General features: G+C 71.1%; 12 protein-coding genes. 5 read left to right on the forward strand and 7 right to left on the reverse strand.

Annotation, left to right across the window (positions count from 1 at the left end; genetic code table 11):
* Positions 1–15 precede the first annotated feature (15 nt).
* The 4 genes from ACZ69I_RS27865 to ACZ69I_RS27880 all read right to left on the reverse strand — a co-directional run bounded on the left by ACZ69I_RS27865 (position 16) and on the right by ACZ69I_RS27880 (position 3,523).
* On the reverse strand, positions 16–1,425 hold the full coding sequence (locus tag ACZ69I_RS27865; protein ID WP_470835329.1) for a DEAD/DEAH box helicase: 1,410 nt from the start codon (positions 1,423–1,425) through the stop codon (positions 16–18).
* A gap of 233 nt (positions 1,426–1,658) precedes the next feature.
* Complete coding sequence (locus ACZ69I_RS27870) at positions 1,659–1,862, reverse strand: cold-shock protein (protein WP_030788646.1); 204 nt, start codon at positions 1,860–1,862, stop codon at positions 1,659–1,661.
* A gap of 329 nt (positions 1,863–2,191) precedes the next feature.
* The gene (locus tag ACZ69I_RS27875) at positions 2,192–2,524 is read right to left on the reverse strand and encodes a MerR family transcriptional regulator (protein WP_470835330.1); all 333 of its coding nucleotides are present in this window, start codon (positions 2,522–2,524) and stop codon (positions 2,192–2,194) included.
* Positions 2,525–2,671: 147 nt separating this feature from the next.
* Complete coding sequence (locus ACZ69I_RS27880) at positions 2,672–3,523, reverse strand: S1 family peptidase (RefSeq protein WP_467680958.1); 852 nt, start codon at positions 3,521–3,523, stop codon at positions 2,672–2,674.
* Positions 3,524–3,738: 215 nt separating this feature from the next.
* Between ACZ69I_RS27880 and ACZ69I_RS27885 the strand changes: the two genes are divergently transcribed.
* Both ACZ69I_RS27885 and ACZ69I_RS27890 read left to right on the forward strand, forming a co-directional pair.
* Positions 3,739–4,950, forward strand: a complete 1,212-nt coding sequence (locus ACZ69I_RS27885; protein WP_467680960.1) for a pyridoxal phosphate-dependent aminotransferase — start codon at positions 3,739–3,741, stop codon at positions 4,948–4,950.
* An 81-nt stretch (positions 4,951–5,031) separates the two neighbouring features.
* On the forward strand, positions 5,032–5,442 hold the full coding sequence (locus ACZ69I_RS27890; protein ID WP_467680962.1) for an SCO4983 family protein: 411 nt from the start codon (positions 5,032–5,034) through the stop codon (positions 5,440–5,442).
* Positions 5,443–5,556: 114 nt separating this feature from the next.
* Here the strand turns inward: ACZ69I_RS27890 and ACZ69I_RS27895 are convergent, their stop codons facing one another.
* Positions 5,557–7,362 carry a YncE family protein gene (locus tag ACZ69I_RS27895; protein WP_470835333.1) on the reverse strand — a complete coding sequence of 602 codons (1,806 nt, stop codon included), beginning with the start codon at positions 7,360–7,362 and terminating at the stop codon, positions 5,557–5,559.
* Positions 7,363–7,475: 113 nt separating this feature from the next.
* Positions 7,476–9,317, reverse strand: a complete 1,842-nt coding sequence (locus ACZ69I_RS27900) for a phosphoenolpyruvate carboxykinase (GTP) (RefSeq protein ID WP_470835335.1) — start codon at positions 9,315–9,317, stop codon at positions 7,476–7,478.
* A gap of 296 nt (positions 9,318–9,613) precedes the next feature.
* On the opposite strand from ACZ69I_RS27900, the gene trhA reads away from it, so the two are divergent.
* The 3 genes from trhA (at position 9,614) to ACZ69I_RS27915 (ending at position 11,831) form a co-directional block, all read left to right on the forward strand.
* Positions 9,614–10,330 (forward strand): PAQR family membrane homeostasis protein TrhA, encoded by a 717-nt coding sequence (trhA, locus tag ACZ69I_RS27905; RefSeq protein WP_467680967.1) that lies wholly within the window; start codon positions 9,614–9,616, stop codon positions 10,328–10,330.
* A gap of 89 nt (positions 10,331–10,419) precedes the next feature.
* Entirely contained in the window at positions 10,420–11,055 is a 636-nt protein-coding gene (locus tag ACZ69I_RS27910) for a TetR/AcrR family transcriptional regulator (RefSeq protein WP_470835336.1), read from the forward strand.
* Between the two features lie 29 nt (positions 11,056–11,084).
* Entirely contained in the window at positions 11,085–11,831 is a 747-nt protein-coding gene (locus ACZ69I_RS27915) for a Mut7-C RNAse domain-containing protein (protein ID WP_470835338.1), read from the forward strand.
* Here the strand turns inward: ACZ69I_RS27915 and ACZ69I_RS27920 are convergent.
* Positions 11,828–13,846 (reverse strand): thioredoxin domain-containing protein, encoded by a 2,019-nt coding sequence (locus tag ACZ69I_RS27920; RefSeq protein WP_470835340.1) that lies wholly within the window; start codon positions 13,844–13,846, stop codon positions 11,828–11,830. The genes ACZ69I_RS27915 and ACZ69I_RS27920 overlap by 4 nt on opposite strands.
* Positions 13,847–13,914 lie beyond the last annotated feature (68 nt).

Here is a 13,914-nt window from a genome sequence, read left to right on the forward strand (position 1 = left end):
CGGACGGGCCCGTGGTCAGGCTGCGTTGTCGCTCCGCGAGCGGGCGGCGTAGGCGCGGCGCGCGCGGCCGTCGCGGGGACGGCGGCCGCGGGAGGTGGATCCGCCGCGGTGGGAGTCCTGTTTGGGCGGCGCCGCGATGGTGACCGGGATGCCCGAGGGGGCCTTGGCGCCGGTGATACGCGTCAACTCGGCCTCGCCGGAGCGGACTTGAGCGGTGTGCGGCCGGATGCCCGCGGCCGCCATCAGCCGCGTCATGTCGCGCCGCTGCGCCGAGGTGACGAGCGTGACGACGCTGCCCGAACCACCGGCGCGGGCGGTACGGCCGCCGCGGTGCAGGTAGTCCTTGTGGTCGGCGGGCGGGTCCACGTTGACGACGAGGTCGAGGTCGTCGACGTGGATGCCGCGCGCCGCGACGTTCGTGGCGACGAGCGCGGTGACCTGGCCGGACTTGAACTGGGCGAGCGTGCGGGTGCGCTGGGGCTGGGACTTGCCGCCGTGCAGGGCCGCCGCGCGCACGCCGCTGCTCAGCAGGTGCGTGGTGAGCCGGTCGACCGCGTGCTTGGTGTCGAGGAAGAGGATCACCCGACCGTCCCTGGCCGCGATCTCCGTGGTGGCGGCGTACTTGTCGGCGCCGTGGATGTGCAGCACGTGGTGTTCCATCGTGGTGACCGCGCCCGCCGACGGGTCGACCGAGTGGACGACCGGGTCGCTGAGGTAGCGGCGGACCAGGAGGTCGACGTTGCGGTCCAGGGTGGCCGAGAACAGCATGCGCTGGCCGTCGGGCCGCACCTGGTCGAGGAGCTCGGTGACCTGGGGCAGGAAGCCCATGTCGGCCATCTGGTCGGCCTCGTCGAGGACGGTGACGGCGACCTGGTCCAGGTGGCAGTCGCGGCGCTCGATGAGGTCCTTGAGGCGGCCCGGCGTCGCGACGACGACCTCGGCCCCGGAGCGCAGGGCACCGGCCTGCCGTCCGATCGACATGCCGCCGACGACGGTGGCCATGCGCAGCCTGAGCGACCTGGCGTAGGGGGTGAGCGCGTCCGTGACCTGCTGGGCGAGCTCACGCGTGGGGACGAGGATCAGCGCGAGGGGGCGGCGCGGTTCGGCGCGCTGCCCGGCGGTACGGGTGAGCACCGCGAGGCCGAAGGCGAGGGTCTTGCCGGATCCGGTGCGCCCGCGGCCCAGGACGTCCCGGCCCGCGAGGGAGTTGGGCAGCGTGGCCGCCTGGATCGGGAACGGCGCGGTGACGCCGAGGCCGGTGAGGGTCTGCAGCACCCCGTCCGGCAGGCCGAGCGCGGCGAAGTCCTCGACGGGCGGGAGCGCCGGGGTGACGGTGACCGGCAGCGCGAACTCTCCCTGGAGCGCGACGGGGCGGCGCCCGGAGCTCTTGGGACGTCGACTGTTCGGGCGAGTTGAACGGTTCATGGAGAACCTTCCTCGATGCGGCGCGTATCGAGGAATTCTGACCGGCACCGACCGGTGCCGAGAATCGCAGGAACGGCCGGAGAAAAATGAAACACATTCCCACTCGGCGCGAAATCATTCCGGCCGGCGGGTGAAAAGCGGGGAAACAGGGAACGTCGTCCCGGAAAAACAACGAGCTGGGGCCCGCACCCAAGGTGCGGGCCCCAGCTACGTAGTACGCGTGAGCGTCAGCGTCAGGCGGGAACGATGTTCTCGGCCTGCGGGCCCTTCTGGCCCTGCGTGACGTCGAAGGTCACCTTCTGGCCCTCCTGCAGCTCACGGAAGCCCTGGGTGGCGATGTTCGAGTAGTGAGCGAAGACGTCGGCGCCGCCGCCCTCCTGCTCGATGAAGCCGAAGCCCTTTTCCGCGTTGAACCACTTCACGGTGCCAGTAGCCATGTCATATCTCCTTCGGGGCAGTGCCCGGGAGCCCGCACTGTGCGCACTCCACGTCGCCGCGATGATTACCCCGTCCGGAAATGACCGGCAATACAAAGTGCCCCCGTCGGCACATAACGCCAACCGGAGCACTTGGAGTCTCTGGGAACCACAACTGCAACTGAAATCGACAGTAGCACGGCATCGGCCGCGGCGCGCGTCTTTCCATATCGCGTCGGAGCCGACGGCGTGGCCGCCGAAATATTCCGTCGCGCGCACCTCAAGAAATTCTGCATTTGCCGCCACAGGTATGCGTACTCAAGGGGCACAGCGTTTCGCGCCCGGCGCCCTCAGGACGCCGGGCCCTCGTCCCCGGGGTCGCGGCGCAGCGCCTCGTTGAGACGGAGCGCCTCCTCGAGCTGGTCCTCCAGGATGACGATGCGGCAGGCCGCCTCGACCGGCGTGCCCTGGTCGACGAGGTCCCGTGCGCGCGCGGCGATGCGCAGCTGGTAGCGGGAGTAGCGGCGGTGACCGCCCTCGGAGCGCAGCGGCGTGATCAGCCGGGCGTCGCCGACCGCCCGCAGGAAGGCCGGCGTGGCACCGATCAGCTCGGCGGCCCGGCCCATCGTGTAGGCGGGGTAGTCGTCGTCATCGAGGCGCTCGGGGCCGTGCGAGGAGGTCACCGGGGGAACGCTACCAACGGGGTATGCGCATGTCTGCTTCGGCCGTGACAGATATTCACCACGTCCGGGCGAACGCAGGCGGGCGGGGCCGGCGCCACGAGGCGCCGACCCCGCCCGGGACCGCTGAGTACGAGAACTACCGAAGAGCTACTTCACCCCGGACGGCTTGGGCAGCTGGCAGCCCGCACGGTTCAGGTCGATCTTGTTGCCGGCTCCGACGCACGGCACGATCCAGTAGGTCTGCTGCGCGTAGTTGATGCCCTTGCGCACCGTGACCTTGCCGTTCTCGTCGACCTCGCACGGGTTGTTGTCCGTGCACCGCGCGCCGTCCTCGTTGCCGGTGTTGTTGACGGCGACGACCTTGCCGGTCGCGTCGTCGATCACCGGGGAGCCCGAGGTGCCGCCGATCGTCTGGCAGGCGGGGGTGTAGCGGACCGAGTCCTTCCAGGTCCAGCTCCCCTCCTTGAGGCGGTACGCGAAGCCGTCGACGTTGCACTTGTAGAGCTTCTTCCAGTAGCCCGAGGCGACGGTGATCGCCCGCCCCTGCTCGGGCCGCGCCGCGTTCAGCTCCAGCGCCTTGATCCCGTACCTGCTCTCGATGTCGCTGTAGGTGCTGGTCAGTTGGTACAGCGAGATGTCCGTGTCGGTCATCGTGCCGTACGCGACCTTGCTGGCCCTGACCTTTCCGGCGTTGCCGCCGGAGGCGTTGAGCAGGGTGAAGCTGCGCGTCGAGGGCTTGTTGAGGACGACTTCGCCGGGCGCGGGGAAGCCGCTCTCCAGGCAGTGCCCGTTGGACAGGACGAGCGCCGGGTCGCCGGGCTTGGAGTCGGGCACGCGGACCACGGAGCCGGAGCAGTTGCTGAGCGCCACCGTTCCGGCGAAACCGACGGCCTGGGCCTTCGGCTGCGCGGGTCGTTCGTCGCCGACGGCCGCCGCGGGCGCCGCCGTCGCTCCGAGAAGGAGGACGGCGAAGCACGCACCGACGAGAGGCTTCTTCATGTGGGGGTCCCCTCTGATGATGACCATGTGACCGGAGTTCTTACGGTTTTGTCATGCGCATTGTTGAGGTCTCCGGCCGTCGGGACAAGACCACAAACGGACACAACTGACCGCTGAGAGAACATCCCCGCGCGCCCCCCACGCCTCCCCCGGGCGCCCCCCTTGTGTCCCAAAACACGGAGCGGCCCGTCCGGCCCGGCCGTAAGCTCGCGGACATGCAGGTCATCCAGTCGACGAAGCTCTCCAACGTCTGTTACGAGATCCGGGGCCCGGTGCTCGAGGAGGCGACGCGGCTGGAGGCGGCCGGACACCGCATCCTCAAGCTGAACACCGGCAATCCCGCCGCCTTCGGATTCGAGTGCCCGCCCGAGATCCTGGAGGACATCCTCCGCAACGTCGGCGACGCCCATGGCTACGGCGACGCGAAGGGCCTCCTCGCCGCCCGCCGCGCGGTCGTCATGCACAACCAGACCCTGGGCATCGAGACCGACGTCGAGCACGTCTTCATCGGCAACGGCGTCTCCGAGCTCATCGTGATGGCCATGCAGGGCCTGCTCGACGACGGCGACGAGGTCCTCGTACCGGCGCCGGACTATCCGCTGTGGACGGCCGCGGTCTCGCTCTCCGGCGGCACCGCCGTGCACTACCGCTGCGACGAGCAGGCCGACTGGATGCCGGACCTCGCCGACATCGAGCGCAAGGTCACCGACCGCACCAAGGCGCTCGTGATCATCAACCCGAACAACCCGACCGGCGCCGTCTACAGCGACGAGATGCTGCGCGGACTCACCGACATCGCCCGCCGCCACAACCTGCTCGTCTGCTCCGACGAGATCTACGACAAGATCCTCTACGACGGCGCGACGCACACCGCGACCGCCGCCATCGCCCCCGACCTGCTCACCCTCACCTTCAACGGCATGTCGAAGGCGTACCGCGTGGCGGGCTACCGCGTCGGCTGGATGTCGATCTCCGGCCCGAAGGCGCACGCCTCCTCGTACATCGAGGGTCTGACGATCCTGGCCAACATGCGCCTGTGCGCGAACATGCCCGGACAGCACGGCGTCGTCGCGGCGCTCAGTGGGCGGCAGACGATCAACGACCTGGTGCTGCCGGGCGGCCGCCTGCTCGAACAGCGTGACACCGCGTACGACCTGCTGACGCAGATCCCCGGCGTGAGCTGCGTGAAGCCCAAGGGATCGCTCTACCTCTTCCCGCGGCTCGACCCGAAGGTCTTCAAGATCAAGGACGACCGGCAGATGGTCCTCGACCTGCTGCGCGCCGAGAAGATCATGGTCGTGCACGGCACGGGCTTCAACTGGCCGGAGCCCGATCACTTCCGCGTCGTGACGCTGCCGACCGCGACGGACCTCGCGGAGGCGGTCACCCGGATCGGGAACTTCCTGGACGGCTACAGCCAGCCGTGACGGCCCGCGATTGGTCCGGACTCAACTTTAGACAGAATCTAAGCTAGGATGGCTTTCAAGCAATCGTTCGGAGGTCATCCCATGTACGAGCCGATCCGCACCAAGTCGGTCCACTCGATGGCCGACGACGCCGGCTATCCGCACCGCTCCCGCGAGGAGGAGCTGGACATCCAGCTCGCCGGACACCTCGCGGCGCTGCTCGCCCTCACCGACGAGCTGCGCGCCCTGTCCCCGTCGGCCGACCTGGACGACGCCGCCGAGCAGCTGTCGTACCAGGTGGCACGGCTGCGCGGTGGCGTGCACCCGCCGCGCTCCGCCGTCGCGGCCGCCGTGCACGAACCCCACCTCGCCGCCCTGCACCAGCGCGCCCACGCCCTCGCGGGCCGCGCCCTGGTCGTGGCGGCGTCCCGCGCCGACACCGCCGCGGCGATCCTGGCCGCGGGCCGCATGGACGCCCACGCGGACGCCACGCGCCTGGTCGGCGCCTCCTGAACGGCCCCGGTCCGCGGCCGGGAAGGCCGCGGACCGGGCGCCACCAACGGCGACGGCACTGGGGGTGCGCGTCGCCGTCGATGTCTTCGGGTACGTCCCGCCGGACGGCGGGCCTCAGCCGGTGATCTTCACCGTGGCCCGGGCGGACGAGCCCTCGTGCAGGGCGTCGCCCTCGTAGCTCACCGCGTACACCGTCCTGCCCTTCTTGCCGGGCAGGTCCTTGATCTTGAAGGTGCCGTCGGCCGCGACCCGCGCCGCCGTGAGCTCCCCCGTCGCGCCGAGCCGGTCGGTGCGGGTCACCTTCAGCTCGATCCCGGCCGGCAGCGCGCGGCCCTGCCCGGTGAGGCTGCCGGTGATCTCGACGCCGCCCGCCCGGGTCGCCTCGGCCGGGGCCGTCAGCTCGATCGCCGTAGCGGCCTTGGCCACGTCCACCGTGACGGTGACGTCCTCGGCGGGGCGGTGCGTCACATCGCCGAGGAAGCGCAGCGTGTACGTCGCCTCGCCGAGCCGGTCCGGCACGTCGAGCACGGTGAAACTGCCGTCGGCCGCGACCTTGGCGGCCGCCACCTCCTGCGTGCCGTCGGCGTCCTTGCGGACCGCGGCGACCTTCACGGGCTCCGCGGGCGCGGGCCCGTCGAGCTCCAGCCTGCCGCGGATGCCCAGCGGCTCGCCGACGACGGGCCTGGAGGGCGTGGTGGTCAGGGCGCCGGTGAAGCGGGAGTCGTACTGGGCCGCGGGCGGCTGGATGATGTGCAGCCAGTACTCGCTGCCCGCCGTGCTGGTCGTGACGGCGAACAGTCTCTTCCCGTCCTTGGACCAGTCCAGGCCGCGCGGCACGACACGGTTGCCGTCGAGCGGCCCCTCGAAGGCGAACTCGAACGGCGTCACGCCGTCCGCCGGGTCCGCGGGCTGCACCAGCAGGTCGGCGGTGCTCCCGGTGGACGCGGCGCCGCGCGCCACGTACTTCCCGTCGCCGCTGAACGCCACCGCGGAGGACCTGGCCCCCTCGGGCAGCGCCTGATAGGGCGTGCCGGCGTCCGACAGGTCACCCGCATTCAGGAGCCTGGTGCCGTACGCGGCGTCCGCGACCGCCACCCGCTTCCCGTCGGCGCTGACCGCGATGTCCTTCAGCTGCAGCGCGCCCTTACCCGCGCTGTCGCCGAAGCGGCGCACGGCGTCACGGACGGGGTTGTCGCCCTCCGTTCCGAAGGAGGCCAGGAAGGGGTCGGGCTCCGCGGTGCTGTTCTCCTGCCCCATGAAGAGTCGCTTCGCCCCGTCGGGCGCGGCCTCCAGCTGGAGCCGGCCCTTGGCGTTCCAGTTGGTCCGGCTGTGGGCGCCGCCGACCAGGCCGTCCAGGTCGCTCCGGGCCTCGGGGCAGTCGGACACGTAGGTGGCGTTCTGGGATGTCCACCAGGCCTTGTCGCCGGTGACGGCCAGCTCGCGGCCGCAGGTCTCCTCGTAGGCGCCGGTGGCCACGGTCGGCTTGAGCGTGGCGGCGTCGTAGGTCACGATCCTGGCGCGCTCGCCGGTGTACAGGGTGTTGCCGTCCGCGCTCAGCGCGAGGCCCGAGACCCGGGTCTCCGTGGTCGTCCGGGAGACGAGGTGTCCCTGGAAGTCGTAGACGGCGATGACGCCCGTGTTGCTCCAGGTGCCGCGGTTGTTGTCCGACACGTAGACCCGCTCGTGCGCGGAGTCCACGGCCAGCGCGGAGTAGGAGGAGATCGGCAGCTTCACGACCTCGTCCGACGCGGTGGCGGCGTACGCGGCGGGCGTGCCCACCGCCACGAGCCCGGCCGAGCCGAGCGCCGCCGCGAGGGCGGTTCCCGTCACACGTCTTAACCGCTGGTTCTTCTTCAACTGTGCCCCCCACAGGCTCGTTTGACGGCCCATGACGATCACCGGGCCCCCGTGTGAGGTCATTGAAGCATGTGAGAGGAGTGTGAAGGCAAGGTGGTGGAGATGCGACCACGTCACACGGCCGGGCCCCCGCACGCCGTTGTGCGGGGGCCCGGCCGAAAGCGGAACGGCGGAGGTCAGCCGAGGCGCTGCACCAGCGCGCGGTACTCGTCCCACAGCTCCGTGGGCGTGTGGTCGCCGAAGGTGTTGAGGTGCTCGGGGACCAGCGAGGCCTCCTCGCGCCAGACCTCCTTGTCGACCGTGAGCAGGAACTCCAGGTCGTCCTTGGCCAGGTCGAGGCCCTCGGTGTCCAGGGAGTCGACCGTCGGCAGGATGCCGATGGGGGTCTCGACGCCCTCGGCCTTGCCGTCGAGGCGGTCCACGATCCACTTCAGGACGCGGGAGTTCTCGCCGAAGCCGGGCCACACGAACTTGCCGTCCGCGTTCTTCCGGAACCAGTTCACGTAGTAGATCTTCGGCAGCTTGGACTGGTCCTTGTCCGCGCCGACCTTGACCCAGTGGGCCATGTAGTCGCCCATGTTGTAGCCGCAGAACGGCAGCATCGCGAACGGGTCGCGGCGCAGCTCGCCGACCTTGCCCTCGGCCGCCGCGGTCTTCTCGCTCGCCACGTTCGCGCCGAGGAAGACGCCGTGCTGCCAGTTGAAGGACTCCGTCACCAGCGGCACCGCGCTGGCGCGACGGCCGCCGAAGAGGATCGCCGAGATCGGCACGCCCTTGGGGTCCTCCCACTCGGGCGCGATGATCGGGCACTGCGAGGCGGGCGTGGTGAAGCGGGCGTTGGGGTGGGCGGCCGGGACACCTGACTCCGGCGTCCAGTCGTTCCCCTTCCAGTCGGTGAGGTGGTCGGGAGTCTCCTCCGTCATGCCCTCCCACCACACGTCGCCGTCATCCGTCAGCGCGACGTTCGTGAAGACGGAGTTGCCCCAGAGCGTCTTCATGGCGTTGGCGTTGGTGTGCTCGCCGGTGCCGGGGGCGACGCCGAAGAAGCCGGCCTCGGGGTTGATCGCGTAGAGGCGGCCGTCCTCGCCGAACCGCATCCAGGCGATGTCGTCACCGATGGTCTCGACCGTCCAGCCGCGGACCGTCGGCTCCAGCATGGCGAGGTTCGTCTTGCCGCAGGCGCTCGGGAACGCGGCGGCGACGTACTTGCTCTCGCCCTTCGGGGGCGTGAGCTTGAGGATGAGCATGTGCTCGGCCAGCCAGCCCTCGTCGCGCGCCATGACCGAGGCGATGCGCAGGGCGTAGCACTTCTTGCCGAGCAGGGCGTTGCCGCCGTAGCCCGAGCCGTACGACCAGATCTCGCGGTCCTCGGGGAAGTGCGAGATGTACTTGGTGGAGTTGCAGGGCCACGGCACGTCGGCCTCGCCCGCGGCCAGCGGGGCGCCGAGCGTGTGGACGGCCTTCACGAAGAAGCCGTCCTCGCCGAGCTCGTCCAGGACGGCCTGGCCCATGCGGGTCATGGTGCGCATGGAGACGGCGACGTACGCGGAGTCGGTGATCTCCACACCGATGGCGGACAGCGGTGACCCGACCGGGCCCATGCAGAACGGCACGACGTACATCGTCCGGCCGCGCATCGAGCCGCGGAAGACGCCACCCTCGCCGTTCGAGCCCTGGAAGATCTCCCGCATCTCGGCGGGGGCCTTCCAGTGGTTGGTCGGGCCCGCGTCCTCTTCCTTCGCGGAGCAGATGAAGGTGCGGTCCTCGACGCGCGCGACGTCGGTCGGGTCGGAGGCCGCGTAGTACGAGTTCGGGCGCTTGATCGGGTCGAGCTTCTTGAACGTGCCCTTGGCGACGAGCTCCTCGCACAGGCGCTCGTACTCGGCCTCTGAGCCGTCGCACCAGACCACCCGGTCCGGCTGCGTCAGTTCGGCGATCTCGTTGACCCAGGAGACGAGCTCCCGGTGGTTGGTCGGGGCAGTGCCCAAGGACAGGGGAGCCGCGATGTCGCGCGCCACGATTGCTCCTAATCGAGGGGTTTTTGGGATGTATGCCCCGTGGGGGCTGCGACCCGGACGCTTCACGTGAACTTCCTTTGGCGCTCATCCGGTGCCGACCGCACTCATTTGATCATCCGACTCGTTCGCGCATCTGTCCAGAGGGCTTCACACTTGAGCGGCGTGAGCATCGCCACTTGTACGGGTACGGGTGCGAGGGCACTGATCCGTCCCCTTGTACGGCGTACCCGTCCGTTTGCAGCGCGGAGCCATCCGGCTGATGTGCGACTTACGGGCCCGTGGGTACCATGCGGCACATGACCGCGTCTGTCCCCGAAGCTGGCCCGCAGAGCGCGGGCGAGCCCTCGCTCGTTCCACCCCCGGAAGCCATGCCGCTTCCCGTGAAGCCGAAGATGCGCGGCTGGCTGCACGCCGGCATGTTCCCCGCGGTGGTGATCGCCGGTCTGGTGCTCACCGCACTCGCGGACTCCCCGCGCGGCCGCCTCGCCTGCGGCATCTTCGCCCTGAGCGCCTGCCTCCTGTTCGGCGTGAGCGCGCTCTACCACCGGGGCAACTGGGGCCCCAGAGCCGACGGCATCCTGCGCAGGCTCGACCACTCCAACATCTTCCTGATCATCGCGGGCACGTACACCCCGCTGACGCTGCTGCTGCTCCCCGAGTCGAAGGGGCGGTGGCTACTCTGGGGCATCTGGGGCGCGGCCCTGGCCGGCATCGCCTTCCGCGTCTTCTGGGTCGGTGCCCCCCGCTGGCTCTACACCCCGTGCTACATCGCGATGGGCTGGGCCGCCGTCTTCTTCCTGCCGGACTTCATGCACACGGGCGGCGTCGCGGTGCTCGTCCTGGTCGTCATCGGCGGGCTCCTCTATAGCGCGGGCGGCGTGATCTACGGCATCAAGCGCCCCAACCCCTCCCCCCGCTTCTTCGGCTTCCACGAGGTCTTCCACTCCCTGACGCTGGCCGCGTTCGCGGTGCACTACGTGGGGATCTCGCTGGTGGCCTACCAGCACGGCTGACCCACCCCCCCTCTCCGCAGTGGCCGCGCCCCGGAGTCGCGGCCACCTGGTCAGGGGCGGGGCTCCGGCCGATGTCCGACAATGACGTCATGACGGCCGTACGCATCTCCGCCCCCGCGGGCTCCCCCCGGCCGGGCCTGCGCGAGCGCAAGAAGCTCAGGACCCGCCTCGCGATCCGTGAGGCGACGTACCGGCTGATCGAGGAGCACGGGTACGAGTCGACGACGGTCGAGCGGATCGCGGAGGCCGCCGAGGTCTCCCCCTCCACCGTCTTCCGCTACTTCCCCACCAAGGAGGACATCGTCCTCACGGACGCGTACGACCCGTTCCTGGAGAGCGCGCTGCGGGAGCGGCCCGCCGACGAGCCGGTCGTGGAATCCCTCCGGCACGTGCTGCGCCGGGCGGTCACCCTCGGCTACGCGGAGGAGCCCGAGGTCTCCAGGCTGCGGACGAAACTGATGACCGAGGTGCCCGCCGTGCGCTCCCGGATGCTGCAGAGCATGTCGGTCACCGGCGCGATCCTGTGCCGTGTCATCGCGGAACGCACCGGCCGCGAGGCGGGCGACCTGGAGGTGCGGACGTTCTCCATGGGCCTGATCGGCGCGCTCACCGAGACCGCGGCGTACTGGGCCGAACACGGCCACGAGGACGACCTGCCCGCCCTCGTGGACCGCACCCTCGACACGCTGGGCAGCGGATTCTCCGGACCGGAAAATCCCCGCTGAGCCCCGTCCCGCCATGCCATCCTGACGGCATGAACGGTCCGGAGATCCTCATCAGTTTCGCCCCCGAGCTGGGGATTTTCGTCCCGCACGAGCGACGGGGCGGGCCCACCACGGCCGTCACGGACGGCGCGTCCACGCTCGGGCACGTCGTCGAGTCGCTCGGCGTCCCGCTGACGGAGGCCGGCGCGCTCACGGTGGACGGCCGCGAGGTCGCCGCCGCGCACGTCCCCGCGGCGGGCGAGAGCGTCACCGTGCACGCCGTCACCCGCCCCCAACAGATCCCCGGCGCCCCGCTCCGCTTCCTCCTCGACGTCCATCTCGGCACCTTGGCCCGGCGCCTGCGCCTCCTCGGCGTCGACACGGCGTACGAGAGCACGGACATCGGCGACCCGGCGCTCGCCGCCCGCTCGGCGGCCGAGCGCCGCGTCCTGCTCAGCCGCGACCGCGGGCTGCTGCGCCGCCGCGAACTGTGGGCCGGCGCGTACGTCTACAGCGACCGCCCCGACGACCAACTCCGCGACGTCCTCGGCCGCTTCACCCCCGAGCTGCGCCCCTGGACCCGCTGCGGCGCCTGCAACGGCACCCTCCGCCCGGCCACGAAGGAGGAGGTGGCCGACCGCCTGGAGGGCGGCACCCGGGGCACGTACAACGTCTTCGCCCAGTGCGAGACCTGCGCCCGCGTGTTCTGGCGGGGGGCCCACCACGACCGGCTCGACGCCATCGTGGAGCGGGCCGTGGCGGAGTTCGGCGGCCCCCGCGCCGCGGCGGCCTCCTAGGAGAGCAGCCCCGCGAGGACCGCCGGGTCCGTGGTGGGGGCGTCGCACACGAAGTCGCGGCAGACGTACGCCGTCGGGCGCCCCTCGACCAGGGGCCGGTCGGCGAGCAGCGGCAGTTCGTCGCCGCCCTCGGGGCCCGCCGCGACCACCGCTCCCGGGGCGGTGCCGAGCAGCGCCGTACGGTGCAGGTCACCGAGGATCTCGCCCACGACCGCCACCTCGCGCGGACCGTCGAGGGCCGCCTCGGCGGCCGCGAGACCGTGGCCGATGAAGCGCGGCACGCGGGGGCCGAGCGCCTTGACGATGCCGAGCGCCCGCTCCGCCGCGGTGCGGTGCGGCTCGGCGCCCGTGTGGGCCGCGTACGACAGGAGCGCGTTCGCGGCCGCCGTCCAGCCGGAGGGCGCCGCGTTGTCCGTGGGGTCCTGCGGGCGGCGGATGAGCTGTTCCGCGTCGGCCGCGGTGTCGTACAGCGCCCCGCTCTCCGCGTCGACGAACTGCGCGAGGACGTGGTCGAGGAGGAATCCCGCGAACTCCAGCCACACGCCCTCGCCGGTCACCGACGCCAGCGCGAGGAAGCCCTCGGCCACGTCGGCGTAGTCCTCCAGGACGCCCGCGTTCTCGCCCGGCCGCCCGTCCTTGGACGTGCGGGCCAGCCGTGCGCGGTCGTCCATGTGGAGCCGTACGAGGAGGTCGCCCGCGCCCACGGCGGCCGCGATCAGGTCCGGCCGGTCGAAGTAGGCGCCGACCTCGGCGAGCGCGGCGATCGCGAGGCCGTTCCACGCGGCGACCACCTTGTCGTCGCGCCCCGGCGCGGGCCGCTCCGCACGGGCCGCGAGCAGCCGCTCCCGTACGGAGGAGAGCCGCGCGGCATCCGCCAACGACCCCTCGGACTGCGGGAGTTGCAGCACGGAGGCACCTTTCTCGAAGGTGCCCTCCTCCGTCACGCCGAAGCAGCTCATCGCGAGGTCCGCGTCGGCCTCCCCCAGCACCTCGCGCAGCTCCCGCGGCGTCCACACGTAGTACGCGCCCTCGACGTGCTCGCCCGTCACCGGGTCCGCGCTGTCGGCGTCGAGCGCGGAGGCGAAGCCGCCCTCACCGGTGCGCAGTTCGCGGACCATGAACTCCGCGGTCTCCAGGGCCACCCGGCGCGCCATCTCGGAGCCGGTGATCCGCCACAGGTGGGCGTAGGCGCGGCACAGCAGCGCGTTGTCGTACAGCATCTTCTCGAAGTGGGGCACCACCCACTCGCGGTCGACGCTGTAGCGCGCGAAGCCGCCGCCGAGCTGGTCGTAGATGCCGCCGCGCGCCATCCGCTCGCAGGTGTCGGCGGCCATCTGCAGCGCGCCCTCGGCGCCCGTGCGGGCGTAGTGCCGCAGCAGGAACTCGATCGCCATGGACGGCGGGAACTTCGGCGCGCCGCCGAAGCCGCCGTGGGTCGCGTCGTAGTCGCGGGTCAGGCCGAGCAGCGCCTGGGCGAGCTCGTCCTCGCCGGGCTTCTCGTCGGAGTTGTGCGTGAGCTGCCGCTCGCCGAGATCCCGGACGATCTTGCCCGCGACCTCGGCGACCTCGCCGCGCCGGTCCGTCCACGCCCGGTGCACGCCGTCGAGGACCTGCGCGAAGGACGGCATGCCGTGCCGCGGCTCGGGCGGGAAGTACGTACCGAAGTAGAAGGGCTCGGCGTCGGCGGTGAGGAAGACGGTCATGGGCCAGCCGCCCTGCCCGGTCGCGGCCTGCACGGCCTCCATGTAGACGGCGTCGACGTCGGGCCGCTCCTCGCGGTCGACCTTGATGTTCACGAACTTCTCGTTCATGAGCGCGGCCGTCGCGGCGTCCTCGAAGGACTCGTGGGCCATGACGTGGCACCAGTGGCACGCGGAGTAGCCGACGCTGAGCAGCACGGGCACATTCCGCCGTCGCGCCTCCTCGAACGCCTCTGCCGACCAGGGCCACCAGTCGACCGGGTTGTCAGCGTGCTGAAGCAGATAAGGCGAGGTCACACCAGCCAGCCGGTTCATACGAGCCAGCCTCTCACAGCGCCCCGCTCTGACGGCGAAGCCCGCCCGTCTCCCCTGGTCCGAGGAGC

This window comes from Streptomyces sp. NPDC036815, from assembly GCF_055609205.1.